This window comes from Caballeronia sp. LZ035 (assembly GCF_031451175.1).
Classification (GTDB): Bacteria; Pseudomonadota; Gammaproteobacteria; order Burkholderiales; family Burkholderiaceae; genus Caballeronia.
The window spans coordinates 935734-958411 of record NZ_JARUXS010000001.1 but is presented as its reverse complement, the minus strand read 5'-3'; the positions used below and the strand labels follow the sequence as shown (position 1 = coordinate 958411).

At 64.2% G+C, this 22678-nt stretch carries 22 protein-coding genes; 8 read left to right on the top strand and 14 right to left on the bottom strand.

The annotated features are described in order from the left end of the window. Positions 1–7: 7 nt before the first annotated feature. A complete protein-coding gene (locus QCE88_RS04480; RefSeq protein WP_309899545.1) occupies positions 8–1027 on the bottom strand; it encodes an NAD-dependent epimerase/dehydratase family protein in 1020 nt (339 codons plus the stop codon). Positions 1028–1111: 84 nt separating this feature from the next. Between QCE88_RS04480 and QCE88_RS04475 the strand changes: the two genes are divergently transcribed. From QCE88_RS04475 to QCE88_RS04465, 3 genes are all read left to right on the top strand, one after another. Continuing rightward, positions 1112–2143 carry a CDP-6-deoxy-delta-3,4-glucoseen reductase gene (locus QCE88_RS04475; protein ID WP_309899543.1) on the top strand — a complete coding sequence of 344 codons (1032 nt, stop codon included), beginning with the start codon at positions 1112–1114 and terminating at the stop codon, positions 2141–2143. A 273-nt stretch (positions 2144–2416) separates the two neighbouring features. Beyond that, positions 2417–3601, top strand: a complete 1185-nt coding sequence (locus QCE88_RS04470) for an acetylornithine transaminase (RefSeq protein WP_309899541.1) — start codon at positions 2417–2419, stop codon at positions 3599–3601. Next, positions 3598–4020 (top strand): GNAT family acetyltransferase, encoded by a 423-nt coding sequence (locus QCE88_RS04465; RefSeq protein ID WP_309899540.1) that lies wholly within the window; start codon positions 3598–3600, stop codon positions 4018–4020. The genes QCE88_RS04470 and QCE88_RS04465 overlap by 4 nt, the downstream gene beginning before the upstream one ends. Positions 4021–4067: 47 nt before the next feature. Here the strand turns inward: QCE88_RS04465 and QCE88_RS04460 are convergent, their stop codons facing one another. From QCE88_RS04460 to QCE88_RS04430, 7 genes are all read right to left on the bottom strand, one after another. After that, positions 4068–4772: an ABC transporter ATP-binding protein gene (locus QCE88_RS04460; RefSeq protein WP_409018101.1), complete on the bottom strand. Its 705-nt coding sequence runs from the start codon at positions 4770–4772 to the stop codon at positions 4068–4070. An 18-nt stretch (positions 4773–4790) separates the two neighbouring features. Continuing rightward, positions 4791–5567 carry an ABC transporter ATP-binding protein gene (locus QCE88_RS04455; protein WP_061135759.1) on the bottom strand — a complete coding sequence of 259 codons (777 nt, stop codon included), beginning with the start codon at positions 5565–5567 and terminating at the stop codon, positions 4791–4793. Positions 5568–5582: 15 nt separating this feature from the next. Beyond that, positions 5583–6752 carry an ABC transporter permease subunit gene (locus QCE88_RS04450; protein WP_309899536.1) on the bottom strand — a complete coding sequence of 390 codons (1170 nt, stop codon included), beginning with the start codon at positions 6750–6752 and terminating at the stop codon, positions 5583–5585. Between the two features lie 24 nt (positions 6753–6776). Next, positions 6777–7727 (bottom strand): branched-chain amino acid ABC transporter permease, encoded by a 951-nt coding sequence (locus QCE88_RS04445; protein ID WP_309899534.1) that lies wholly within the window; start codon positions 7725–7727, stop codon positions 6777–6779. A 223-nt stretch (positions 7728–7950) separates the two neighbouring features. After that, a complete protein-coding gene (locus QCE88_RS04440) occupies positions 7951–9168 on the bottom strand; it encodes a branched-chain amino acid ABC transporter substrate-binding protein (RefSeq protein WP_309899532.1) in 1218 nt (405 codons plus the stop codon). Positions 9169–9598: 430 nt separating this feature from the next. Next, positions 9599–10567, bottom strand: a complete 969-nt coding sequence (gene ispH / locus QCE88_RS04435; RefSeq protein ID WP_309899529.1) for a 4-hydroxy-3-methylbut-2-enyl diphosphate reductase — start codon at positions 10565–10567, stop codon at positions 9599–9601. A 3-nt stretch (positions 10568–10570) separates the two neighbouring features. Further along, on the bottom strand, positions 10571–11026 hold the full coding sequence (locus QCE88_RS04430) for a peptidylprolyl isomerase (RefSeq protein WP_309899528.1): 456 nt from the start codon (positions 11024–11026) through the stop codon (positions 10571–10573). A 309-nt stretch (positions 11027–11335) separates the two neighbouring features. Here QCE88_RS04430 and radC point away from each other — a divergent pair, with 309 nt between their 5' ends. From radC to nadB, 4 genes are all read left to right on the top strand, one after another. Further along, positions 11336–12064: a RadC family protein gene (gene radC / locus QCE88_RS04425; RefSeq protein ID WP_409018100.1), complete on the top strand. Its 729-nt coding sequence runs from the start codon at positions 11336–11338 to the stop codon at positions 12062–12064. Positions 12065–12336: 272 nt separating this feature from the next. Next, positions 12337–12570, top strand: coding sequence for a 50S ribosomal protein L28 (rpmB, locus tag QCE88_RS04420; protein WP_035968094.1), 234 nt, complete (start codon positions 12337–12339; stop codon positions 12568–12570). An 11-nt stretch (positions 12571–12581) separates the two neighbouring features. Continuing rightward, the gene (gene rpmG / locus QCE88_RS04415; RefSeq protein ID WP_006478046.1) at positions 12582–12749 is read left to right on the top strand and encodes a 50S ribosomal protein L33; all 168 of its coding nucleotides are present in this window, start codon (positions 12582–12584) and stop codon (positions 12747–12749) included. Positions 12750–12943: 194 nt separating this feature from the next. Further along, the gene (nadB, locus tag QCE88_RS04410; protein WP_309899526.1) at positions 12944–14542 is read left to right on the top strand and encodes an L-aspartate oxidase; all 1599 of its coding nucleotides are present in this window, start codon (positions 12944–12946) and stop codon (positions 14540–14542) included. Here the strand turns inward: nadB and nadC are convergent. The 6 genes from nadC to purN all read right to left on the bottom strand — a co-directional run bounded on the left by nadC (position 14539) and on the right by purN (position 21431). Continuing rightward, positions 14539–15411: a carboxylating nicotinate-nucleotide diphosphorylase gene (gene nadC, locus QCE88_RS04405; protein ID WP_309899524.1), complete on the bottom strand. Its 873-nt coding sequence runs from the start codon at positions 15409–15411 to the stop codon at positions 14539–14541. The genes nadB and nadC overlap by 4 nt on opposite strands. After that, entirely contained in the window at positions 15411–16538 is a 1128-nt protein-coding gene (gene nadA, locus QCE88_RS04400; protein ID WP_309899521.1) for a quinolinate synthase NadA, read from the bottom strand. The genes nadC and nadA overlap by 1 nt, the downstream gene beginning before the upstream one ends. A gap of 107 nt (positions 16539–16645) precedes the next feature. After that, on the bottom strand, positions 16646–17842 hold the full coding sequence (locus tag QCE88_RS04395; RefSeq protein ID WP_309899520.1) for an acyl-CoA desaturase: 1197 nt from the start codon (positions 17840–17842) through the stop codon (positions 16646–16648). A 263-nt stretch (positions 17843–18105) separates the two neighbouring features. Next, positions 18106–19470 carry a mechanosensitive ion channel domain-containing protein gene (locus tag QCE88_RS04390; RefSeq protein ID WP_309899518.1) on the bottom strand — a complete coding sequence of 455 codons (1365 nt, stop codon included), beginning with the start codon at positions 19468–19470 and terminating at the stop codon, positions 18106–18108. Positions 19471–19482: 12 nt separating this feature from the next. Continuing rightward, the gene (locus tag QCE88_RS04385; RefSeq protein ID WP_309899516.1) at positions 19483–20784 is read right to left on the bottom strand and encodes an RsmB/NOP family class I SAM-dependent RNA methyltransferase; all 1302 of its coding nucleotides are present in this window, start codon (positions 20782–20784) and stop codon (positions 19483–19485) included. Beyond that, a complete protein-coding gene (gene purN, locus QCE88_RS04380; protein WP_309899514.1) occupies positions 20781–21431 on the bottom strand; it encodes a phosphoribosylglycinamide formyltransferase in 651 nt (216 codons plus the stop codon). Before purN ends, QCE88_RS04385 begins: the two co-directional genes overlap by 4 nt. Before the next feature lie 183 nt (positions 21432–21614). Here purN and QCE88_RS04375 point away from each other — a divergent pair, with 183 nt between their 5' ends. Next, positions 21615–22610 (top strand): bifunctional riboflavin kinase/FAD synthetase, encoded by a 996-nt coding sequence (locus QCE88_RS04375; protein ID WP_309807450.1) that lies wholly within the window; start codon positions 21615–21617, stop codon positions 22608–22610. Positions 22611–22678 lie beyond the last annotated feature (68 nt).

Here is a 22678-nt window from a genome sequence, read left to right as displayed (position 1 = left end):
CGACGCGCTAGCGCTGTGCGTCGACGTGCAGGAAATCGTCCACGGTCGGATGCTGCAGCACGATGCCCAAGTCGCGCTTGAGCCGCGCATTGCCGAGTCGCCGCGATTCGCGCATGAACGACAGCGTGACGGGTTCCAGAAGCGTTTCCGCCTCGTGCCGGGAAATGCGCGGCACGCGCGGCAGGCCATGGGCATCGGCGACGCGGTCGAAGTAATCCGCCATCCGCAGATCCGTGTCGTCCGACGCATTGAACACCCGTTGCGCCCACCCGCGCGCCAGTGCGCGCACGAGGATGGCGGCAAGATCGTCGGCGTGGATATGGTTCGTGAAGACGTCATCCTGCTCGATCAGCGCGGGCATGCGTCGTTCGATGCGCGCAAGCGGCAGACGGTCGGCGGCGTAGATGCCGGGAATGCGCACGATCGACACCCGCCAGCCGCTCTGCACCCCCGCCGCGCGCAATTGCCGCTCCGCCGAAACCCGCCGTCGTGCGCGTTCGTTTGCAGGCCGCGCAGGCCAGGTTTCATCGATTCGCGCGCCGCCACAATCGCCATAAACGCCTGTCGTGCTGGCATAAACGAAGCGCAGCGGCGCGACGCTGCGAGCCCTGCGGATCGTGGCCGCGCGCAGACCCTCGGGTACAATGAACGCGGTTTTTCCTGCGCGATCCGCATGCAGCCAGCGCCCACCCCCGCCGCGCGCCACCGAACGGCGCGGCGCGCGCAAGGCGGCGATCAGCGCACGCGTGCGGCGGTCCGTTTCGCCGTCGCGCGGCGGCGGCGCCAGATGCACCACGCGGCGCGCGAGCCCGGCGAGCCGCTTGAGGCTGCGGTGCCGGTCGAGGTCGCCGACCAGCGGCGTCGCGCCGGCCGCGCGCAATTCGGCCGCGCGCTCGGGATGATGCGTCAGGGCGACGATGTGCGGCGCCGCGGCCTGCGCGTGAAAGAGCGGCAGCGTGCGCATGCCGACATCGCCGCAGCCGACAATCAGCACACGCGCACGGCGCAGAGTTCGAGTAGCAATCATCCGGGCATTCTATCCGCCGCCTGCCACACGCGTGCGGCGCCGCAAGGACACACGAGACAATTCACCCCTCGCAGAAATCGATCTATGGCTTTCAACGTAACGCTCCGGCAAAGCGGCCGGCAGTTTCAAGTAGAACCCGACGAACCGGTCCTGACGGCTGCGCTGCGCCAGGGCATCGGCCTGCCGTACGGCTGCAAGAACGGCGCGTGCGGGTCGTGCAAGGGCGCGGTCGTGAGCGGCGAAGTCGAACAGGCGCCGCATTCGTCGTCGGCGTTGTCGAACGATGAAAAGACCCGCGGCATGGCCCTGTTCTGCTGCGCGACGGCGCAAACGGATCTCGAGATCGACGTGCGCGAAGTGGCGGGCGTCGGCGACGTCCAGGTGAAGAAGCTGCCGTGCCGCGTGAACGCGCTGGAGCGGAAAGCCGACGACGTCATCGAACTGAAACTGCAGTTGCCCGCCAACGAACGGCTGCAGTATCTCGCGGGGCAATACATCGAGTTCATCCTGAAGGACGGCAAGCGCCGCAGCTACTCGATGGCAAGCCCGCCGCATCACGAAGGCCCGCTCGAACTGCACATCCGCCACATGCCGGGCGGCACCTTCACGGACCACGTCTTCGGTGCGATGAAGGAGCGCGACATCCTGCGTTTCGAAGGCCCGCTCGGCACCTTCTTCCTGCGCGACGAATCGGACAAGCCCATCGTGCTGCTGGCATCGGGCACGGGCTTCGCGCCGATCAAGGCGATCATCGAGCACGCGGTGTTCAAGAACCTGAACCGCCCGATGACGCTCTACTGGGGCGGCCGCCGCGCCCGCGACCTGTACATGATGACGCTCGCCGAACAATGGGCGCGCGAGATCCCGAACTTCAAGTTTGTCCCGGTGCTTTCCGAACCCGATCCGAGCGACAACTGGAACGGCCGCACGGGCTTCGTTCATCGTGCTGTCATCGAGGATCTGCCAGACTTGAGCAGCTATCAGGTCTACGCGTGCGGCGCGCCCGTGATGGTGGAGTCGGCACAGCGCGATTTCACGCTGCATCATCGCCTGCCGGAAGACGAGTTCTACGCGGACTCGTTCACCAGCGCAGCGGATCTCGCGCATCCCGTCTGACTTGCGTCTTCGCCGGCACGCGGACAAAAAATCCGCGTGCACGGTTTACAGGCGGGAACGTCATAACGTATCCTTCGCGAATGATCAGAATCCTGAACGCACTTCGACGTCGCCGCTCGCCGCTCCCCTAGGGATGCCGCTGGCTCGTCATGCATTTGCGCGCTCGGATTGGTTGTTCGAAGCGTACGAAATGAAGCCACGGAATTCCGTGGCTTTTGTTTTTTTCGCGCCGTCATTTTTCTTTTCGCACCTGCCTCCGTGGAGCCCGCTGTCATGAATTTCAATGAGTACCCTGTTGATTCGCTGATGTACATCACGAACCGTCCCGAGATCGTGTTCACGCGCGGCTTGGGGTCCTGGCTCTACGACAACACGGGCAAGCGCTATCTCGACTTCATCCAGGGCTGGGCCGTCAACTCGCTCGGCCATTGCAACGAAGGCATGATCGAGGCGCTGGAGAAGCAGGCGCGCACGCTGATCAATCCGTCGCCGGCTTTTTACAACGGCCCGATGGCCCAGCTCGCCGGCCTGCTCACCGAGCACAGCTGCTTCGACAAGGTGTTCTTCGCCAATAGCGGCGCCGAAGCCAACGAAGGCGCGATCAAGCTCGCGCGCAAGTGGGGCAGGAAGTTCAAGAACGGCGCGTTCGAGATCATCACCTTCGATCACAGCTTCCACGGCCGCACGCTCGCCACCATGTCCGCCAGCGGCAAGCCCGGCTGGGACACCATCTATGCGCCGCAAGTGCCGGGCTTTCCGAAGGCTGATCTGAACGACATCGCGTCGGTCGAGAAGTTGATCAACGAGAAGACCGTCGCCGTGATGCTCGAGCCGATCCAGGGTGAAGGCGGCGTGATCCCGGCCACGCGCGAATTCATGCAGCAACTGCGTGAGCTGACGAAGCAGCACAACCTGCTGCTGATCGTCGATGAAGTGCAGAGCGGCTGCGGCCGTGCGGGCACGCTGTTCGCCTACGAACTGTCGGGCGTCGAGCCGGACATCATGACGCTCGGCAAGGGCATCGGCGGCGGCGTGCCGCTCGCGGCGCTGCTCGCGAAGGCCGAAGTCGCGTGCTTCGAACCGGGCGACCAGGGCGGCACTTACAACGGCAACCCGCTGATGTCGGCGGTCGGCCATTCGGTGATTTCGCAGCTCGTCGCGCCGGGTTTCCTCGAAAGCGTGCGCGAGAAAGGCGAGTACCTGAAGCAGGCACTGCTGAAGCTGTCGGACGAGCGCGGCTTCAAGGGCGAGCGCGGCGAAGGCCTGTTGCGCGCCCTGCTCCTCGACAGCGACAAGGGCCCGCAGATCGTCGAGAAGGCGCGCCTGATGCAGCCCGACGGCCTGCTGCTGAACGCAGCGCGTCCGAACCTGCTGCGCTTCATGCCCGCGCTCAACGTCACGAAGGACGAGATCGACCAGATGATGGCGATGCTGCGCTCGGTGCTCGATTCGCTGTGATCATCCGCACGTTCGATGCAGGCGATCGCGAGACCGTGATCGCCCTGTGGCGCGAGGTGTTTCCGGAGTACGCGGACGCCTCGCGGCCGCAGCGCAGCCCTGCGCTTTCCATCGACAACAAGCTGAAGACGCAGCCGGAGCTCTTCTTCGTCGGCACGGTAGACGGAGCGGTGATCGGCACGGTCATGTGCGGCTACGACGGCCATCGCGGCTGGGTGTATTCGCTGGCGGTCGCGCCGGCCCATCAGGGACACGGCTTCGGCCGCGCGTTGATGCGTCATGCGGAAAACGCGCTGACCGCGCTCGGCTGTCCGAAGGTGAACCTGCAGATCATGGCCTTCAAGACCGACTTGCGCGGCTTCTATGAAAAGCTCGGGTACCGGATGGATGAAGTCGTGAGCCTCGGCAAGCGGCTATAAAAAAAGCCGGCTGCAAGAGCCGGCTTTCCTTCATCAGCAACAAAGCTTCATTCGCCCAGATACGCCGCGCGCACCTTCGGATCGTCGAGCATGGTCTTCGCGTCGCCGGTCATCGTGACCACGCCGGAATCCATCACGTAGCCGCGGTTCGCCGCCTGCAACGCCAGACGCGCGTTCTGCTCCACCAGCAGCACCGTCAGGCCTTCGTGCGAAATCTCCCGCACCACTTCGAAGATCTTCTCGACCATGATTGGCGAGAGCCCCATCGACGGCTCGTCCAGCAGCAGCAGCTTCGGACGCGACAGCAGTGCGCGGGCCATCGCCAGCATCTGCTGTTCGCCGCCCGAGAGCGTGCCCGCATACTGCGATGCCCGTTCCTTCAGCCGCGGGAAGAAGCCGAACATGCGCTCGGTGTCCTTCTGGATGGCGTCCGTGTCGGTACGCAGATAGGCGCCCATCTGCATGTTCTCGAGAATCGACATGCGCGCGAAGATGCCGCGGCCTTCCGGCACCATCGCGAGACCGCGCTTCAGCAGTTCGTGCGTCGGCACGCCCTTGATGGACTGGCCCATGTACTCGATATCGCCGCCCGAGTAAGGCTTGAGACCCGTGATGGCCTTCATCGTCGTGGTCTTGCCCGCACCGTTCGCGCCGATCAGCGTAACGAGTTCGCCCTGCCCCACTTCGAGATCGACACCCTTCACCGCCTGGATGCCGCCGTAATTCACCTGCAGACCCTTGACCTTCAACATCGCGCTTGTGGTCGCCATTTAGTGCACCCCCGCACCCAGATATGCCTCGATCACCTTCGGGTCCTTCTGCACGTCCTGCGGCAGACCTTCGGCGATCACCTTGCCGTAATCGAGCACCGTCATGCGGTTGCACAATCCCATCACCAGCTTCACATCGTGTTCGATGAGAAGAATCGTCTTGCCGTCCGAGCGGATCTTGTCGAGCAGACGCGTCAGCTCCACCTTCTCGGTCGCGTTCATGCCGGCGGCCGGTTCGTCGAGCGCGAGCAGCTTCGGATCGGTCGCGAGCGCGCGGGCGATCTCCAGACGGCGCTGGTGGCCATACGACAGATTGCGCGACGTATAGTCCGCGTATTGCAGCACGCCGACATACTCGAGCAGTTCGAGCGCGCGTTCCTTGATCTCGCGTTCTTCACGGCGTTCAGCGGGCGTCTGGAACACCGCGCCGATCAGCCCGTGCTTCGTGCGCACGTGACGGCCGACCATCACGTTCTCCAGCGCGGTCATGCCGCCGAACAGACGGATGTTCTGGAAGGTCCGCGCGATGCCCGCCTTCGCCACCTGATAGACGGCGGTCGGCGTATAGGCCTGGCCGTCGAGCTTGAATTCGCCCGAGTCAGGCGTGTACAGGCCGGTGATGACGTTGAAGAACGTCGTCTTGCCCGCGCCGTTCGGACCGATCAGGCCATAGATCTCGCCTTCCTTGATCTGGAGGCGCACATCGGACAGCGCCTGCAGGCCGCCGAAGCGCTTGTTGACGCCCGTGACGGACAGTCGTGTTTGCTTGTCGCTCATGTTCTATCCCCCGCCTTAGGCACGCACCGGCTTCTTGCCGTTGCGCTTCGCGATCTTCGCGATCTTGTCTTCGTGTTTCGCGGCCGGCCACAGGCCTTCCGAGCGATACAGCATGATCAGCACCATCGCCAGGCCGTAGAGCAGCTGGCGGATGACTTCCGTATCGACGATCTGATGACCGAAGATCGCGTTCTGCAGCGGACCCATGGTCGAGCGCAGGAACTCGGGGAACACGGCGAGCAGCACCGCGCCCAGGATCACGCCCGGGATATGGCCCATGCCGCCCAGCACCACGCACGCCAGCACGACGATCGATTCCCAGAAGGTGAACGATTCCGGCGACACGAAGCCCTGGAACGCGCCGAACATCGCGCCCGACAGGCCGCCGAACGACGCGCCCATCGCGAACGCGAGCAGCTTCACGTTACGGGTGTTGATGCCCATCGCCTTGGCGGCGATTTCGTCTTCGCGAATGGCGGCCCATGCGCGGCCAATGCGCGAGTGCTGCAGACGCGTACACACCCAGATCACGAGCAGCGCGCCCAGCACGAACAGGTAGTAATACATGTACACGGACGGGAACTTCATGCCGAAGAACGTGTGCGTCTGCGACAGGTTGAACCCTGCGATCGTCACCGGATCGATGCCCGTGATGCCCTTCGGACCGTTCGTGATGTTGATCGGACGATCGAGGTTGTTCATGAAGATCCGGACGATTTCCCCGAAGCCCAGGGTCACGATCGCAAGATAGTCGCCGCGCAGGCGCAGCGTCGGCGCGCCGAGCAGCACGCCGAAAGTCGCGGCGAGCGCCATCGCGCACGGCACGATGATGAGGAACGGCACGTGCAGTCCGCCGGGCGCGAGATGCGCGATCCATTCGAACTGGCTCGTCAGCTGCGGCGAGGACAGCAGCGCCGCCACGTACGCGCCGACCGCATAGAACGCGATATAGCCCAAATCGAGCAGGCCGGCGAAGCCGACCACCACGTTGAGGCCCAGCGCGAGCATCACGTACAGCATCGCGAAGTCGAGCACGCGGACCCAGTAGTTGCCGCCTGCCGCGCCGATCACCATCGGCGCCGCAATGACGAATACGGCGGTGAGAATGCCGACGACGAGCGTCTTCGTCGTGTTCTTCTCGGGGATGAGCGTCGTGGACGGCTCAATCGGTTGAATCGAAGTCATTTTTCTGAGCTCCTCACACGAGGTTTAAGCGCGGTCCGCGACACGTTCGCCGAGCAGACCCGACGGACGGAACACGAGCACGATGATCAGCACGATGAAGGCGAACACGTCCTGGTAGTTGGAACCAAAGACCCCGCCTGTCAGATTGCCGATGTAGCCGGCGCCCAGCTGTTCGATGAGACCGAGCAGCACGCCGCCCACCATCGCGCCGCCGAGATTGCCGATACCGCCCAGCACCGCCGCCGTGAACGCCTTCAGCCCGGGGATGAAGCCCATGTAGAAGTGCGCGTTGCCGTATTCCGACGCGATCATCACGCCCGCCAGCGCCGCCAGCGCCGAGCCGATCATGAAGGTCGCGGAAATCACGAAGTTCGGGTTCACGCCCATCAGCGAGGCGACGCCCGGGTTCTCGGCGATCGCACGCATCGCGCGGCCGAGCTTGGTCTTGTGCACGAGGAGCAGCAGACCCGCCATCACGAGGAACGCGGTCACGATGATGACGATTTCGGTCATCGAGATCACCGCGCCCGGACGGGTTTCGTCGGCGGCGATGAGGTTGATCGGATCGGTCGGGAGGAGCTGCGGGAAGGCCAGCGGATTGCGGCCCCAGATCATCATGGCGACGGTCTGCAAGAGGATCGACACGCCGATCGCGGTGATCAGCGGCGCGAGACGCGGCGCTTTACGCAACGGCCGGTACGCGACCTTTTCAATGGTGTAGCCAACCAGCGCGCAGACCACCGCGGCGACGACCAGCGCTATGGCCAGCATGATCGGCCCGGGCAAGCCGGGCATGTGGTTCTGCATGACGCCGATGGCCGACAGGGCGACCATCGCGCCAACCATCAGCACGTCGCCGTGCGCGAAGTTGATGATGCCGAGAATCCCGTACACCATCGTGTAGCCCAGCGCGATGATGGCGTAGACGCTGCCAAGCACCAGACCGTTGATGATCTGCTGGATGAAAATATCCATTTAAAGCTCCTTAGCCCCGTGCGTTTCGATTCCGCCTTTATCGCCGGCCGATAAACCGGTGTGAAGCAAAATCTGAAGCGGCACTGCGCGTACTTTTGAAAAAACCGGTTAAGGTTGGTCGGTCGGTTGTCCGGCCGCGGCCGGATAAGGCGGCAGCCGTTCCCGAACGGATGCAAAAACGGCGCTGTCGGTGAAGCGCCGCCGGAACTGCCAACACCTGCTGCTACTGCTTGACGACGTCGAGCACGTCTTTCTTCTTGTCCTTGAAGTCGTAAAGCGTAATCGTCCCCGCCTTCAGGTCGCCCCGGTCGTCGAATGCGATATGTCCCGTCAGACCGTTGAAGTCGGTCGTGGCGATCGCCGCGAGCACCTTGGGCGCTTCGATGGAATTGGCGCGCTTCATTGCGTCGACGATCACGTACATCGCGTCATACGTGAACGGCGCGTAAATCTGCACCGGGGTGTGAAAGCGGGCTTCGTATTTCTTCGCGAAATCCGCTCCCTTGTCCATCTTCGAAAGCGCGAGTCCCGCTTCCGAACAGACGAGGTTCTGCACGGCGTCGCCCGCGAGTTCGGCCACCTTGTCGGTGCAGACGCCGTCGCCCGCCAGAATCTTCGCCTTGATGCCGAGCGCCGCCGCTTCCTTCGCAAAAGGGCCGCCCGTCACGTCCATGCCGCTGTACATCACCACGTCCGGCTGGATGCGTTTGATCTTCGTGAGAATCGCCTTGAAATTGCGCGCCTTCTCGGTGGTCTGCTCACGCGCCGCAACCTTCACGCCGCCGGCCTGCACGGTCTTCGCGAATTCGTCCGCAAGCCCGCGGCCGTAGGCGGAGGCGTCGTCCACGATCACGACCTTCTTCGCGTGCAACGTCTTCATTGCATAGCCGGCCAGTACGGGGCCTTGCAGCGCGTCGGTGGAAACGAGCCGGAACGTCGTCTTGTAGCCCTGCTTCGTGAATTCCGGATTGGTCGTCGACGGCGAAATCTGCGCAATGCCGGCATCGCTATAGATCTTCGACGCCGGAATCGACACGCCCGAATTCAAATGGCCGATCACCGCGACCACGTGGTCATCGACCAGTTTCTGCGCCGCTTCCGTGCCCGTGCGCGGATCGGCGGCATCGTCCTGGCTGTCGAGTTCGAGGTGAATCGAGTGCCCGTCGATCGTCAGCCCTTGCGCACTGATCTCTTCCAGCGCGAGCCGCGCGCCATTTTCGTTGTCGCGGCCGAGATGCGCCTGCAATCCTGTTAAAGGCGCGACATGACCGATCTTCACGACAGTTGCTTCAGCCGGAGCCGGCGCGGACGCAGCCGGCAACGCCGCGGCACTCGCCGCCGACGCCGCCGTACTCGCCCCGCCTTCGTCCTTCTTGCCGCATGCAGTTGCCATTGCAACCGCAGCCGCGATGGACACGGCGTGAGCAAACTTGAATCGCATCAATAAGGTCTCCCGCGCCTTCAAAAAACAGTGGTCCGGAACCCTTAGGCCTCAAGACGCGCGAATTGTAACGCTAAAAATGAGACGAGCAATATTCTTGCGTGGCGGGGTTTTCCAGCATTGCAACCGCCTCTTGCGTGCGATTTTCCACGTAGATCGCAACCCGGTTGCAATGGCAGTTTTTGCAGCAGTTGCACCATTGATTAAAGAAGGTTGTTTCAGCGCCCTGATAAGGCGCCATTCGCTTAACGGATCTGCGGGCAAACCCTGAAGCGATTTGGAAGAAAACGTCGATTTTCAGGCGAGCCCGAACCATGAATTTACGCTTGGTCCCAGATCCGCAAGCAGGGTTCCGTGCCAATTGGCAATCAAAGTCACAGGCGAAAAAAAAGCGCCCGGAGGCGCTTTGTTCTTGCTCGGTCTCGCCGCCTTATTGCGGCAGCGACAGCCCGCGCGGCAGCGGGAAAGCAATGGTTTCCTCGATGCCTTCCAGCGAGCGAACACTACGCACGCCGAGTTCGCGCAAGCGTGCGATCACCGCCTGCGCCAGCACTTCCGGCGCCGACGCGCCCGCCGTCACGCCGATACGCTTCTTGCCTTCGACCCACGCCGGGTCGATCTGCGTCGGCGAATCCACCATATAGGCGGGAATGCCGCGCTTCTCGGCCACTTCGCGCAGACGGCTGGAATTTGAGCTGTTCGGGCTGCCGACGACAATCACCACGTCACACTGGGGCGCGAGGAACTTGACCGCGTCCTGGCGATTCTGCGTCGCGTAGCAGATGTCCTGCTTCTTCGGTTCCTTGACGTCGGGATACTTGCTCTTCAGCGCGTCGATGATGGCCGAGGCGTCATCGACGGAGAGCGTCGTCTGCGTGACATAGGCGATGCGCTTCGGGTCGGGCAGGTCGAGCTTCAGCACGTCCTCAATATCCTCGACGAGATGCATGCCCTCGCCGGACTGGCCCATCGTGCCTTCGACCTCGGGATGCCCCTTGTGGCCGATCATCACGATGTCGAAGCCTTCCTGGCGCATCTTCGCCACTTCCATGTGCACCTTGGTGACAAGCGGACAGGTGGCATCGAAAACGCGCAGGCCGCGCGCCTCGGCTTCGCCGCGCACCGCCTTCGAGACGCCGTGCGCGCTGAAAATCAGCGTGGCGCCTTCGGGGACGTCGGCGAGATCCTCGATGAAAATCGCGCCTTTCTTGCGCAGATCGGCAACCACGTAGGCGTTGTGCACGATCTCATGGCGCACGTAGATGGGCGCGCCGAACAGCTTGATGGCGCGCTCGACGATCTCGATCGCGCGATCCACGCCCGCGCAGAAGCCGCGCGGCTGCGCGAGCAGGATTTCGACGTCGGTCTGAACTTCGTTGAGGCTTTCGGTCAGGCTCATGGCTTACAGGATTCCGATGATTTTCACTTCGAAGACGAGCGCCTGGCCCGCCAGCGGGTGATTGAAATCGAACAGCGCGGCCGTCTCGCTCACTTCCTTCAGCACGCCCGCGTAACGGCCGCCATTGGGCGCGTTGAATTCGACGAGATCGCCCGGCGAAAAATGCTCGCCGATCATGCTGTTCTCGCGCAGCGTCGCGAGCGACACCCACTGGACGAGCTCCGGATTGCGCGGGCCGAAGGCCTGCTCCGGCGCTAGCTGAACGGTCGAATGGTGGCCGACCTTCATGCCCAGCAAAATCTCTTCCAGAGGCTCCGCGAGCTGGCCGGCGCCCAGCAGCAGTGTGGCGGGCTTGTCGGAGAAGGTGTTGACGACGTCCGCACCATCGGCAAGCGCGAGCCGGTAATGAAGCGTGACGTGCGAACCGGGTTTCACCTGGGAGATATCGATGATGCTCATGAGTATTGGATGTAGCCGTTCAGTCGGATGCGGGCGGCGGCCCCCGCTTGCGGCGGCACGCCGGCGGCAAGCGGCGAATCGCGCGGCGCCGGGGCATGGCGGGCGCCAAAACCGCCATTGTAAGACAGAGTTGTGTTGGGACGCGTCACGCGGCTTCGGCTTGCGTGCGCTCACGCGCGTGACAAAAGGTCTCGATGCGGGTCTCGATACAGGCCTCGATGCGCGTTGCAGCAAGCGTCCCGGCCGCATCGGCGCCGGTATGCGCGGTGCTTGCCTGTGAGCGCGGCCGAGTTGCGGCTCGTCCGCACGCTGCCCCGCTTTCAGCCGACAACCGATGCGGAGCACGACCCGCCGCCGGCCGTCACGCCCATCCGCACCTGGGCGCGCGCCGACCGGCCGCGCGAACGCCTGCTCGATGTCGGGCCGACATCGCTGTCGGACGCCGAATTGTTCGCATTGTTCCTGCGTTCCGGCGTGCCGGGGTCCACCGCCGTCGATCTCGCACGCCGGCTCCTGCGCCGCTTCGGTTCGCTGCGCGGCGTGCTGGACGCGTCCGCCGGCGAACTCTGCGAGGAGCGCGGCATCGGGCCGGCGCGCGCCGCCACCCTGCTCGCCGTCTCCGAACTGTGTCGCCGGGCGCTGGCGGAACGGACACGCGAGCGCGAGGTGCTGAATTCGCCGGGCATCGTCGAGGATTACCTGCGGCTGTCCATCGGCACGAAGCCTTACGAAGTCTTCGTGTGCCTCTATCTGGATGCGCGCCACAAGTTGCTGCTCGCCGAGGAATCGGCGCGCGGCTCGCTCACGCGCGTCGCGGTCTACCCGCGCGAAATCGTGCGGCGGGCGCTGACGCTCAACGCTGCGGGCCTGATCGTCGCGCATAATCACCCGTCCGGCGGCGTCGAGCCCAGCGCCAACGACCGCGCCCTGACCCGCACGCTGCACGACGCGCTCGCCCTGGTCGACGTGCGCTTGCTCGATCATCTCGTGGTCGCGACCAACGAAGTCTTCTCGTTTGCGCGCCACGGCTGGCTGTGAGCGCGCCCCCGCCGCACCGGCAAGTGCCAAAAGGTTTGATAATGCAGCGTTTTTTCTGCTAGAATCCTCGTTTGCTTTTTTCCACCAGCCTGTTCTGAGTTACGGTGAACTGAGCGCAGTCCTCATTGGCATAACCGTGCTGCCAAATCCCCGATGGGCAAATTGGGCGATCAGAGGCATCGAGAGGTCAAGGATGGAGAGGAATAGCTTCCTCGAAACCCAATATCAATCGGGCGTTCGACTCAGACTTAACGTGTTTTAGGAGTGTCCTCATGGCACGCGTATGCCAAGTAACTGGGAAAGGCCCGATGTCGGGCAACAACGTTTCCCACGCAAACAACCGGACCAAGCGTCGTTTCCTGCCGAACCTGCAGAACCGCCGTTTCTTCGTTGAAAGCGAAAATCGCTGGGTCCGTCTGCGCGTCTCGAACGCCGGTCTGCGCCTGATCGACAAGAACGGTATTGACGCCGTGCTCGCAGACCTGCGCGCACGCGGTGAAATCTAAGGAGCACGCACATGGCCAAGGGCGCACGCGACAAGATCAAGCTGGAATCGACCGCAGGCACGGGTCACTTCTACACGACGACCAAGAACAAGCGCAACATGCCGGAAAAGATGGCGATCAAGAAGTTCGATCCCGTCGTCCGCAAGCACGTTGAGTACAAGGAAACCAAGATCAAGTAAGCCTTGATGTTGAGAGCCTGAACGAAGACACCGGAAAGCCCCGCCAATGCGGGGCTTTTTGTCGTTCTGACGCCTGCTTTTCATACGTTTTTCACACACTCGTACGCGGGTTTTCGCTGTCCCTCATTCTCGCAGCACGTTATGCTTTCCGGCTAATCGACCAGCGACCAGCCTTCGGACGGAGAAGCGGCAGCATGAATTTCGATGTAGTGATCGTAGGGAGCGGGCTCGCGGGCCTGAGCGTCGCGTTGAACCTGGCCGAAACGCGGCGCGTCGCGATCCTCGCCAAACGCGCGGCGAACGTCGGCGCGAGCGACTGGGCGCAAGGCGGCATCGCGGCGGTGCTGGATTCGGGCGACAGTATCGACGAACATGTCGGCGACACGCTCGTTGCCGGCGGCGGCCTGTGCGACGAAGCCGCCACGCGCTTCATCGTCGAGAACGGACGCGCGGCGATCGAATGGTTGATCGAGGAAGGCGTGCCCTTCACGCGCGACCTCTCCGCGGAACTCGGCTTCCATCTGACGCGCGAAGGCGGCCACAGTCATCGCCGCATCATCCACGCTGCCGACGCCACCGGCCACGCCGTCGTCACCACCCTCGGCGAACGCGTGCGGCGCCATCCGAACATCACCATTCTCGAAGATCATCACGCGATCGACCTGATCACGTCCGACCGGCTCGGCCTGCCCGGGCATCGCTGCCACGGCCTGTATGCGCTGGACGTGAACACCGGCCGCACCGTGACGCTGCAGGCGCCGCATACGGTGCTCGCCACCGGCGGCGCGGGCAAGGTCTATCTCTACACGACGAATCCCGACACGGCCACCGGCGACGGCATCGCGATGGCATGGCGCGCCGGCTGCCGCGTCGCGAACATGGAGTTCATCCAGTTCCATCCCACGTGCCTGTTCCATCCCTACGCCAAGTCGTTCCTGATTTCCGAGGCCGTGCGCGGCGAAGGCGGCATCCTGCGGCTGCCGGACGGTACGCGCTTCATGCCGGCGCACGATGAGCGCGCCGAGCTCGCGCCGCGCGACATCGTCGCGCGCGCGATCGACTTCGAAATCAAGAAGCGCGGCATCGATTGCGTCTATCTCGACATCAGCCACCAGCCGCGCGCCTTCCTCGAAGAACACTTCCCGACGATCCTCGCGCGCTGCCAGGAATTCGGCATCGATATCGCGAAGGAGCCGATTCCGGTCGTGCCCGCCGCGCATTACACCTGTGGCGGCGTCGTGACCGATCTCGCCGGGCGCACCGACCGGCCGGGCCTTTACGCGGTCGGCGAAACCTCGTACACGGGCCTGCACGGCGCGAACCGGCTGGCGAGCAATTCGCTGCTCGAGTGTCTCGTGGTGGGACGTGCGGCGGCACAGGCCATCGAAGCCGACGGCTTTTCCAACGGCTGTCACGCCGAACTGCCCGACTGGGACGAAAGCCGCGTGTCGGACCCGGACGAGGAAGTGGTGGTCGCGCACAACTGGGACGAATTGCGGCGCCTGATGTGGAATTACGTCGGCATCGTGCGCACGGACAAGCGTCTGGCGCGAGCGCAGCATCGCATTGCCCTGCTGCGCGACGAGATTCACGAGTATTACGCCAACTTCAAGGTCAGCCGCGACTTGCTGGAACTGCGCAATCTGGTGGATGTGGCGTCACTGATCGTGGAAAGCGCGTGTTCGCGGCGCGAAAGCCGCGGCCTGCACTACAGCCGCGACTGGCCCGAAACGCTGTCGAAGGCGCTGCCGAGCGTGCTCACGCCGCCGGCCGCCCGCCGCACGAGTCTTTAGACGAGGCGCATGGAGAAATCGGTCGCACGCACGTCCTTCGTGAGCGCGCCGATGGAAATGCGGTCGACGCCCGTTTCCGCAAACCCGCGCACCGTCTCGAAGTTCACGCCGCCCGACACTTCCAGCAACGCACGCCCGGCCGTGATGCGCACGGCGTCGCGCATGGCGTCGAGCGTAAAGTTGTCGAGCAGGATCGATTCCGCGCGATGCGCCAGCGCCGTTTCGAGCTGCTCCAGCGTCTCCACTTCGATCTGGATCGGCACGCCAGCCTGCAGGGCGAGCGCCGCATCCATCGCCGCGCCCACCCCACCCGCCGCCGCGATGTGGTTTTCCTTGATCAGAATGCCGTCGTACAGCGCGAGCCGCTGATTCGCGCCGCCGCCCACGCGCACCGCGTACTTCTGCGCGAGCCGCAGGCCCGGCAGCGTCTTGCGCGTGTCGAGGATGCGCGCGCGCGTGCCCGCGATGGCCTCGACGTAACGGCTCGTCGCCGTGGCCACACCCGACAGCAGTTGCAGGAAGTTGAGGCCGTTGCGCTCAGCGGTCAGCAGCGAGCGCGCCGCGCCATGCAGCAGGACGACCGGCGTGTTCGCCGCCATCCGGTCGCCTTCGCGATACTGCCATTCGACCTCGATGGCCGGATCGACCCGGCGCATCACTTCGTCGAACCAGGGCACGCCGCACAGCACCGCTTCCTCACGCACGATGATGCGTGCCGTGCGGCGCGCGCCGGCGGGCACGAGACGGCCGGTGTGATCGCCGCTGCCGACGTCTTCCTCGAGCGCATCGACGACATTGCGGGCCAGCGCCGCCTGTAACGCCTCGCCGTACTGCGCGCGGACTTCTTCGAAGATCGGGGACACGGACATCAAGCAGCTCCTACCTGGTTGAACAGCGACGCGTCTTTCGCGAGGTCGCCGCTGGTCTGCACGCGCTTCTTGTGACGCGCCGCGAAGTCGAGCATGCGGTCGATCGGCACACGCGCGCGCACGCCAATGGCCGCATCGACATGAATCTCGTTGTGACCGCGTTCGAGCACATCGGCGAGATTCGCGAGGCCGTTCATCGCCATCCACGGGCAGTGCGCGCAGCTCTTGCAGGTGGCGCTGTTGCCGGCGGTGGGCGCTTCAATGAAGGTCTTGCCCGGCGCGGCCAGCCGCATCTTGTGCAGGATGCCGAGATCCGTCGCGACGATAAAATGCTTCGCGTCCATTCGCACGGCGGCGTCGATCAGCTGCGTGGTCGAGCCGACGACGTCCGCGAGCGCCACGACGCCTTCCGGCGATTCGGGGTGCACCAGGATTTTCGCGTCCGGATACTCGCGGCGCAGCAGATCCAGTTCGATGCCCTTGAACTCGTCATGGACCAGACACGAGCCCTGCCACAGCAGCATGTCCGCGCCCGTCTTTTTCTGGATATAACCGCCCAGATGGCGGTCCGGCGCCCAGAGAATCTTTTCACCGCGTGCATGCAGGTCGGCGACGATTTCGAGCCCGATCGACGAGGTCACCATCCAGTCCGCGCGCGCCTTCACCGCGGCGCTCGTGTTCGCATAGACCACGACGGTGCGGTCCGGATGGGCATCGCAGAAGGCGGAGAATTCATCGGCAGGGCAGCCGAGATCGAGGGAACAGGTGGCGTCGAGGTCCGGCATCAGCACGCGCTTGTCCGGGCTCAGGATCCTGGCGGTCTCGCCCATGAAGCGCACACCCGCGACCACCAGCGTCTTCGCCGCGTGATCGCGACCGAAGCGCGCCATTTCGAGTGAATCGGCGACGCAACCGCCGGTTTCGTCGGCGAGTTCCTGGAGTTCGGCGTCGACGTAATAGTGCGCTACCAGTACCGCCTGTTCGCGCTTCAGGAGGGCGCGAATGCGTTCTTTCAACTCGCGCCTTTCTTCCGCCGACGGCGCTTCAGCCACCCGCGCCCACGCTTCGCCCACACCGCAGGTCAGGCCTTGCGGCCGGTCATACTCGATGCTTCTGATCGCTTCCATGTCTCCGATCCCCACGCGCAACTCGCTGCAAATCCGTGTGCACAAAAACAAAGACCCCGCCAGAGCGGGGTCATGTGACGTCACGGAATTTTAACGGATAACGCGCGTCAGGCGTAGCGGCGCAGGCGCAGCGCGAAGTCTTGCAGAGCCTTGATGCCGCTCTCTTCCGCACGATGGCACCAGTCCTGCAATTGCGTCACGAGCTGCTCGCGGGAAGCGTTCGAGCGATCCCAGATCGCCGAGAGATCCTTGCGCAATTCGATGAACGTGCGCAGGCGCTGGTTGTCCGAGGTCAGTTCCGGGAGCTGCTTGAGCTGTGGCTCGTTGAGGCCGTCTTCTTCCTTGTGGAACCACTTGCGAGCACCGCGCATCAGCTGATACTTCTCGCGCGCGCCGGCTTCCTTCAGCTTGGCGAGTTCCTGTGCGTAAGCGCGCTTGAGCGCCTTGCCATAACGCGCCATCACTTCATAACGGTTCGACAGCACGGCCTGCAGCGTGTCCTGGTCGACCACGGCCTTGCTCGCGGCAAGCTTCGGCGTGGGCGCAACCTTCTTGACCTTGGCGAGACGCAGCGCCGACATGATGCAGATATACATCCAGCCGATGTCGAACTCGTACCACTTGCTCGACAGCTTCGCCGACGTGGCGAAGGTGTGATGGTTGTTATGCAGTTCCTCGCCGCCGATCAGGATACCGAGCGGGAAGATGTTGGTGGACGCATCCGACGAATTGAAGTTGCGATAACCCCAGAAGTGCGCAAGGCCGTTGACGACGCCGGCTGCCCAGAACGGAATCCAGATCATCTGCACGGCCCACACCGACAGCCCGACGATGCCGAACAGCGCGACGTCGATCACCATCATGACGCTGATGCCGAGAATCGGATAACGCGTGTACAGATTGCGCTCGAGCCAGTCGTTCGGCGTGCCGTGGCTGAACTTGCGCATCGTTTCTTCGTTCTTGGCTTCGGTGCGATACAACTCGGCGCCTTCGAGCAGCACCTTCCAGATGCCGCGCGTCTGCGGGCTGTGCGGATCTTCCTCGGTCTCGCACTTGGCGTGGTGCTTGCGGTGGATGGCGGCCCATTGGCCGGTCAGCATGCCTGTGGTCATCCACAGCCACGCACGGAAGAAGTGGCTCGCGACGGGATGCAGGTCCAGCGCGCGGTGCGCCTGGCAGCGGTGCAGATAGATCGTGACGCCCGCGATGGTGATGTGCGTCATCACCAGCGTGAACAACAGAATCTGCCACCAGGAGAAATCCAGCAATCCGTTGGCGAGAAAATCGAGGGAAGAATTCAGCAAGGCAATTTACCTGAGTAGCTGTGAAATTCGGAAAAAATGGCCGGCAAAACACGCTCAAACATGACTTCAGGCGGCCTGTTGGGCACGTGAAAGGATCGTGCGCAAGTTCGATCGCATTCTACTGCATGCGTTCCAAGTCTTTGTCCTAAAGGTGAAATTTTTTGCATGTTAGCAAAACAAGAAAAAACTCACGCCTCGAACTCGTGTTATTTCCGGGTTCAAATCGACGGATGAGCGTGCGAAGCGCACCCACGGACCGATACCTACGCCGCCGGCGAGGCCCCTGTGCCGCGGCTCGCGGTATTAAGTACCGAATCGCCCGCAGCCGGCGCTGCGCCTTCAATGATCCGTATCTCGCGCTGCGCGTAAGGAATTTCAATGCCGTGCTCACAGAATAAACGCCAGACCGCACGGTTCACCTGTGACCTTACGCCGCCTGTGCCCTTTGCGGCGTCGACGATCCAGAAGCTCAGTTCCAGATTGATGCCGTCCGCGCCGAAGCTCGCCAGCAGCGCCGCGGGCGCCGGATCCTGCAGCACGCGCTCGATGCCCTGCGTGGCGTCCATGAGAAGCTGCATCGCGCGTTCCACGTCGCTGCGATAGCTCACCTGCACCGCAATCTTCGCATTGCCGCGCGTCAGGTACGACGAATGGTTCTGCACCACATCGGTGATGAGCTTTTCATTCGGAATCAGCGTTTCGATCCCGTCGAGCCCGCGCACGACCGTATACCGCGTGCGGATCTGCGTAACCGTGCCCTGGCTGCCGCTCACGTTGATCATGTCGCCCAGCCGCAGCGAGCGGTCCAGCAGGATGATGAAGCCGGACACATAATTGCTCGCGATCTTCTGCAAGCCGAATCCCAGCCCCACGCCCAGCGCGCCGCCGAACACCCCGAGCACCGTGATGTCGATGCCGACGATCGACAGGCTCACCAGGATGGCCGCGAGGATCATCAGCGCCCGGCCGACGCGCGCCAACACCACTTTCAGATTGGCGTCGAGCGAACGGGCGCGCATCAGGCGGTCGTCGAGCAGCGCGCCGGCCCACATCGCGACGATCAGCGTCACGCACACCCACAGCACGCCCGACGCGAGCGACAGCAGCGTCATGTGCGCATTGGCGAGGTTGAAGCGCACGCTCGCCATCCACGCAACGACATCGTCCTGAATGCCCATCACCGTGAGCACCATCGCGACCCAAACGATCACCGTGACGAGTTTCTCGAACAGATAGAGCAGCGCGCCGGCGTCGTCTTCGGTCTCGCCGCGCCGGAACACGCGCCGCACGACGTAGAACATCGAGTAGATGACGGCGATGCCGCACAACGGCACCAGCGCGAGACGCAGGAACGCCGTGTGGATGAACGGCGCGAGCGCCACCTGCGCGATGGACACGAACACCGCACCGAGCAGCGGGAACAGCGCCTTGTTGAGACTCTCCGCGCCGAAGCGCACGGCCTCGAAGCGCGACTGGCGGCGCGCATCGAGCTTCTTGCGCAGGATGCGCGCGCACCACCACGCTACCGCCAGCAACCCGGCCAGCGCCGCGACCTGCCAGATCACCTGCGGCTCGCCGAAATCGCGCGACAGCCGCGCGGTCAGTTCGGGCAGGAAGCGGGTGTCCATGCGCGCGGCGGCTTACGCCTGCTCTTCTTCAGCGGGTTTCTGTTTCTTCGACGCGTCCGGCACGCGTTCCAGCACGGCGGCGAAAAAGCCGTCGGTGCCGTGCTTGTGCGGCCACAGCGACAGATACTCGCCCGTGTCCAGGTCGATGCGCTGCTCCGCGAGCACATCGCGCGCGGGCACGACGCGGAAGTTCGGATGCGTTTCGAGGAACTGTTTGACGACGCCTTCGTTCTCCGCGTCGAGCATCGAGCAGGTGGCGTAGACGAGACGGCCGCCGTTCTTCACGAGACGCGCGGCACTGGTGAGAATCGACAGCTGCTTGGGCGTCAATTCCGCAACCGATTCCGGCGACTGGCGCCACTTGAGATCCGGATTGCGGCGCAGCGTGCCGAGACCGGAACACGGTGCATCGACGAGCACGCGGTCGATCTTGCCCGCAAGACGCTTGATCTTCGCGTCCTGCTCGCTGTCGATCAGCACGGGATTCACGTTGGACAAGCCGCTGCGTGCGAGCCGCGGCTTCAGCTTGGCCAAGCGCCGGTCGGAGACGTCGAACGCGTAGAGCCGGCCGGTCGAGCGCATCATCGCGCCGAGCGCCAGCGTCTTGCCGCCCGCACCCGCGCAAAAGTCGACGATCATCTCGCCGCGCCGCGGCGCCACCAGCGAGCAAAGCAACTGGCTGCCTTCGTCCTGCACCTCGATCCAGCCTTCCTGGAACGGCGCGAGACGCGTCAGTGCGGGCTTGCCGCCGACGCGCACGCCAAACGGCGCGAACGGCATTTCGCCGGCGTCGATACCGGCGGCGGCAAGCGCCTTCAGCACCTCGTCGCGGCTTGCCTTGATCGGGTTCGAGCGCAGGTCGAGCGGCGCCGGATAGTTCAGCGCGGCCGCGAGCTGGGCGAGTTCCTCGGCCGCGAAACGCTTGCCGAGCGCGTCATAGATCCACTGCGGCAGGTTCGTGCGCACGCGCACCGGCAAACTGGCCGGGTCGATCTTCGACACCTGCGCGAGCCATTGATATTCATCCGCCGACACGAACGGCTTCAACGCCGACAGACCCGCTGTCTGCATCAGACCGAGCAGCGCGAGGCGGCGCGCCTGATTGCCGCTGCCGCTTTCCGCGAGATGCGAGAACTCCATTTTCCGGCGCAGCACGGCAAACACCGCTTCGGCGATCACGCCGCGCTCGCTGTGCCCGAGCTTCGGATGCGCGCGGAAAAAGCGGCTGGTCGCGGCATCGGCGGGGCCGGAGAAGCGCAGCACGTCCGCCAGCAACGTTTCGGTTTGTCCAATCAGAAATCCATGCAGCCTCATACGCCCTCCCCGGCAATGTCGGCAAAGAGCCATTGAGGCTCAGACGGCGTGAGGGCGACGCGTTCGCCCTCGATAGAAAGACGCCCCTCGATGAACCAGCGCACCGCGCGCGGGTAGATCACGTGTTCGACGGCCAGCACGCGCGCCGCGAGCGCGGCGGCGTCGTCGCCGGCGATCACCGGCACCGCGCCCTGCGCAACGATCGGCCCGTGGTCCAGCGTGGGCGTCACGAAATGCACGCTTGCGCCATGCACGCGCACGCCGGCGTCGAGCGCCTGCTGATGCGTGCGCAGCCCCGCGAAGCACGGCAGCAGCGACGGATGCACATTCAGCATGCGCCCGGCATAGCGCTCGACGAAAGCGTCGGTCAGCACCCGCATGAAGCCCGCGAGCACGACGAGATCCGGCGCGAAGCGGTCGATTTGCTCGGCGAGCGCCGTGTCGAACGACGCCCGGCTCTCGAACTGACGATGATCCACCACGATGGTTTCAATGCCGTTCGCCTGGGCGAAGCCCAGGCCGGCGGCATCAGGCCGGTTTGCAATGACCGCCTGGACCCGGGCCGGCCAGCCTTCGCGCGCACAGGCGCGCACGACGGCCTCCATGTTGCTGCCCCGTCCGGAGATCAGAATGACAATTTTCTTCATCCGCCGATTTTATCATCCGGCCGGGGAGAAAATCGTGCCAAAGCGAGCGGCGCGGGCGGGCGCGCACGCCTCGCGCAGCACGCCGTCCCGCCCCGCGCGCCCGTGCGCCGGCGCGAGCGTTTATAATCTAACGCTTTGCAGCATCAGCCCCTCATCGCTCAGCCTCACCGACCAACGCCTATCGTGAGAGTCTTTCGCGGCCTTCCCAATGCCGAAAGCCGGGCGCCCTGCGCACTGACCATCGGCAATTTCGACGGTGTCCATCGCGGCCACCAGGCGCTGCTCGCGCACGTGCGGGCAGCCGCTGACGCGCGCAACCTGCCCGTCTGCGTGATGACCTTCGAGCCGCATCCGCGCGAGTTCTTCAATCCTGCCGGCGCGCCGCCGCGCATCGCGATGCTGCGCGACAAGCTGGAAGCGCTGCGCACCAACGGCGTCGACCGCGTGGTGGTCGAGCATTTCAACAAGACGTTCGCTAGCCAGTCGCCGGATACTTTCGTGAAGAACGTGATCGTCGACGGCCTGCATGCCCGCTGGGTCATGGTCGGCGACGACTTCTGCTACGGCGCCAAACGCGCGGGCGACTTCGCCTCGCTCAAGGCCGCCGGCGAGAAATACGGCTTCGAAGTCGAACGCATGGCGACCGTCGCGCATCCGAACGGCGCGCGCATTTCGTCGTCGTCGGTGCGGGCTTCGCTGGTCGCGGGCGACCTCGACGCGGCGCAAGTCGCGCTCGGACGTCCGTATGTGATCAGTGGGCACGTCGTGCACGGCGCGAAGCTCGGCCGCGATCTCGGCTTCCCCACGCTGAACCTGCCGATCGCGCACAAGCGTCCGGCGCTCGCGGGCATTTTCGTCGTGCGCGTGCACGGCCTCGCTGACGAACCGCTGCCCGCCGTCGCGAGTCTCGGCCTGCGCCCGACCGTCGACGATTCCGGCCGCGTACTGCTCGAAGTCTTCGTGCTCGACTGGCACGGCGACGCCTACGGCAAGCTGGTGCGGGTCGAATTCCTGAAAAAGCTGCGTGACGAGGAAAAGTACGTGGACCTCGAAACGCTCTCGGCTGCAATCTCGCGCGACGTGGACAACGCCCGCGCGTATTTCGGCCTTCCGCCCGCCAGCAACGCGGGCAGCCGCGCCACGGGATTCGCCATTTCGGCGACTGACCGAATTAGGTGAGCGTGCGGCGCCCGCGTTGACCACGCCGGCGCCGCCCGCTGCCCCGCCTCCCGATTCATCGCGCGCGA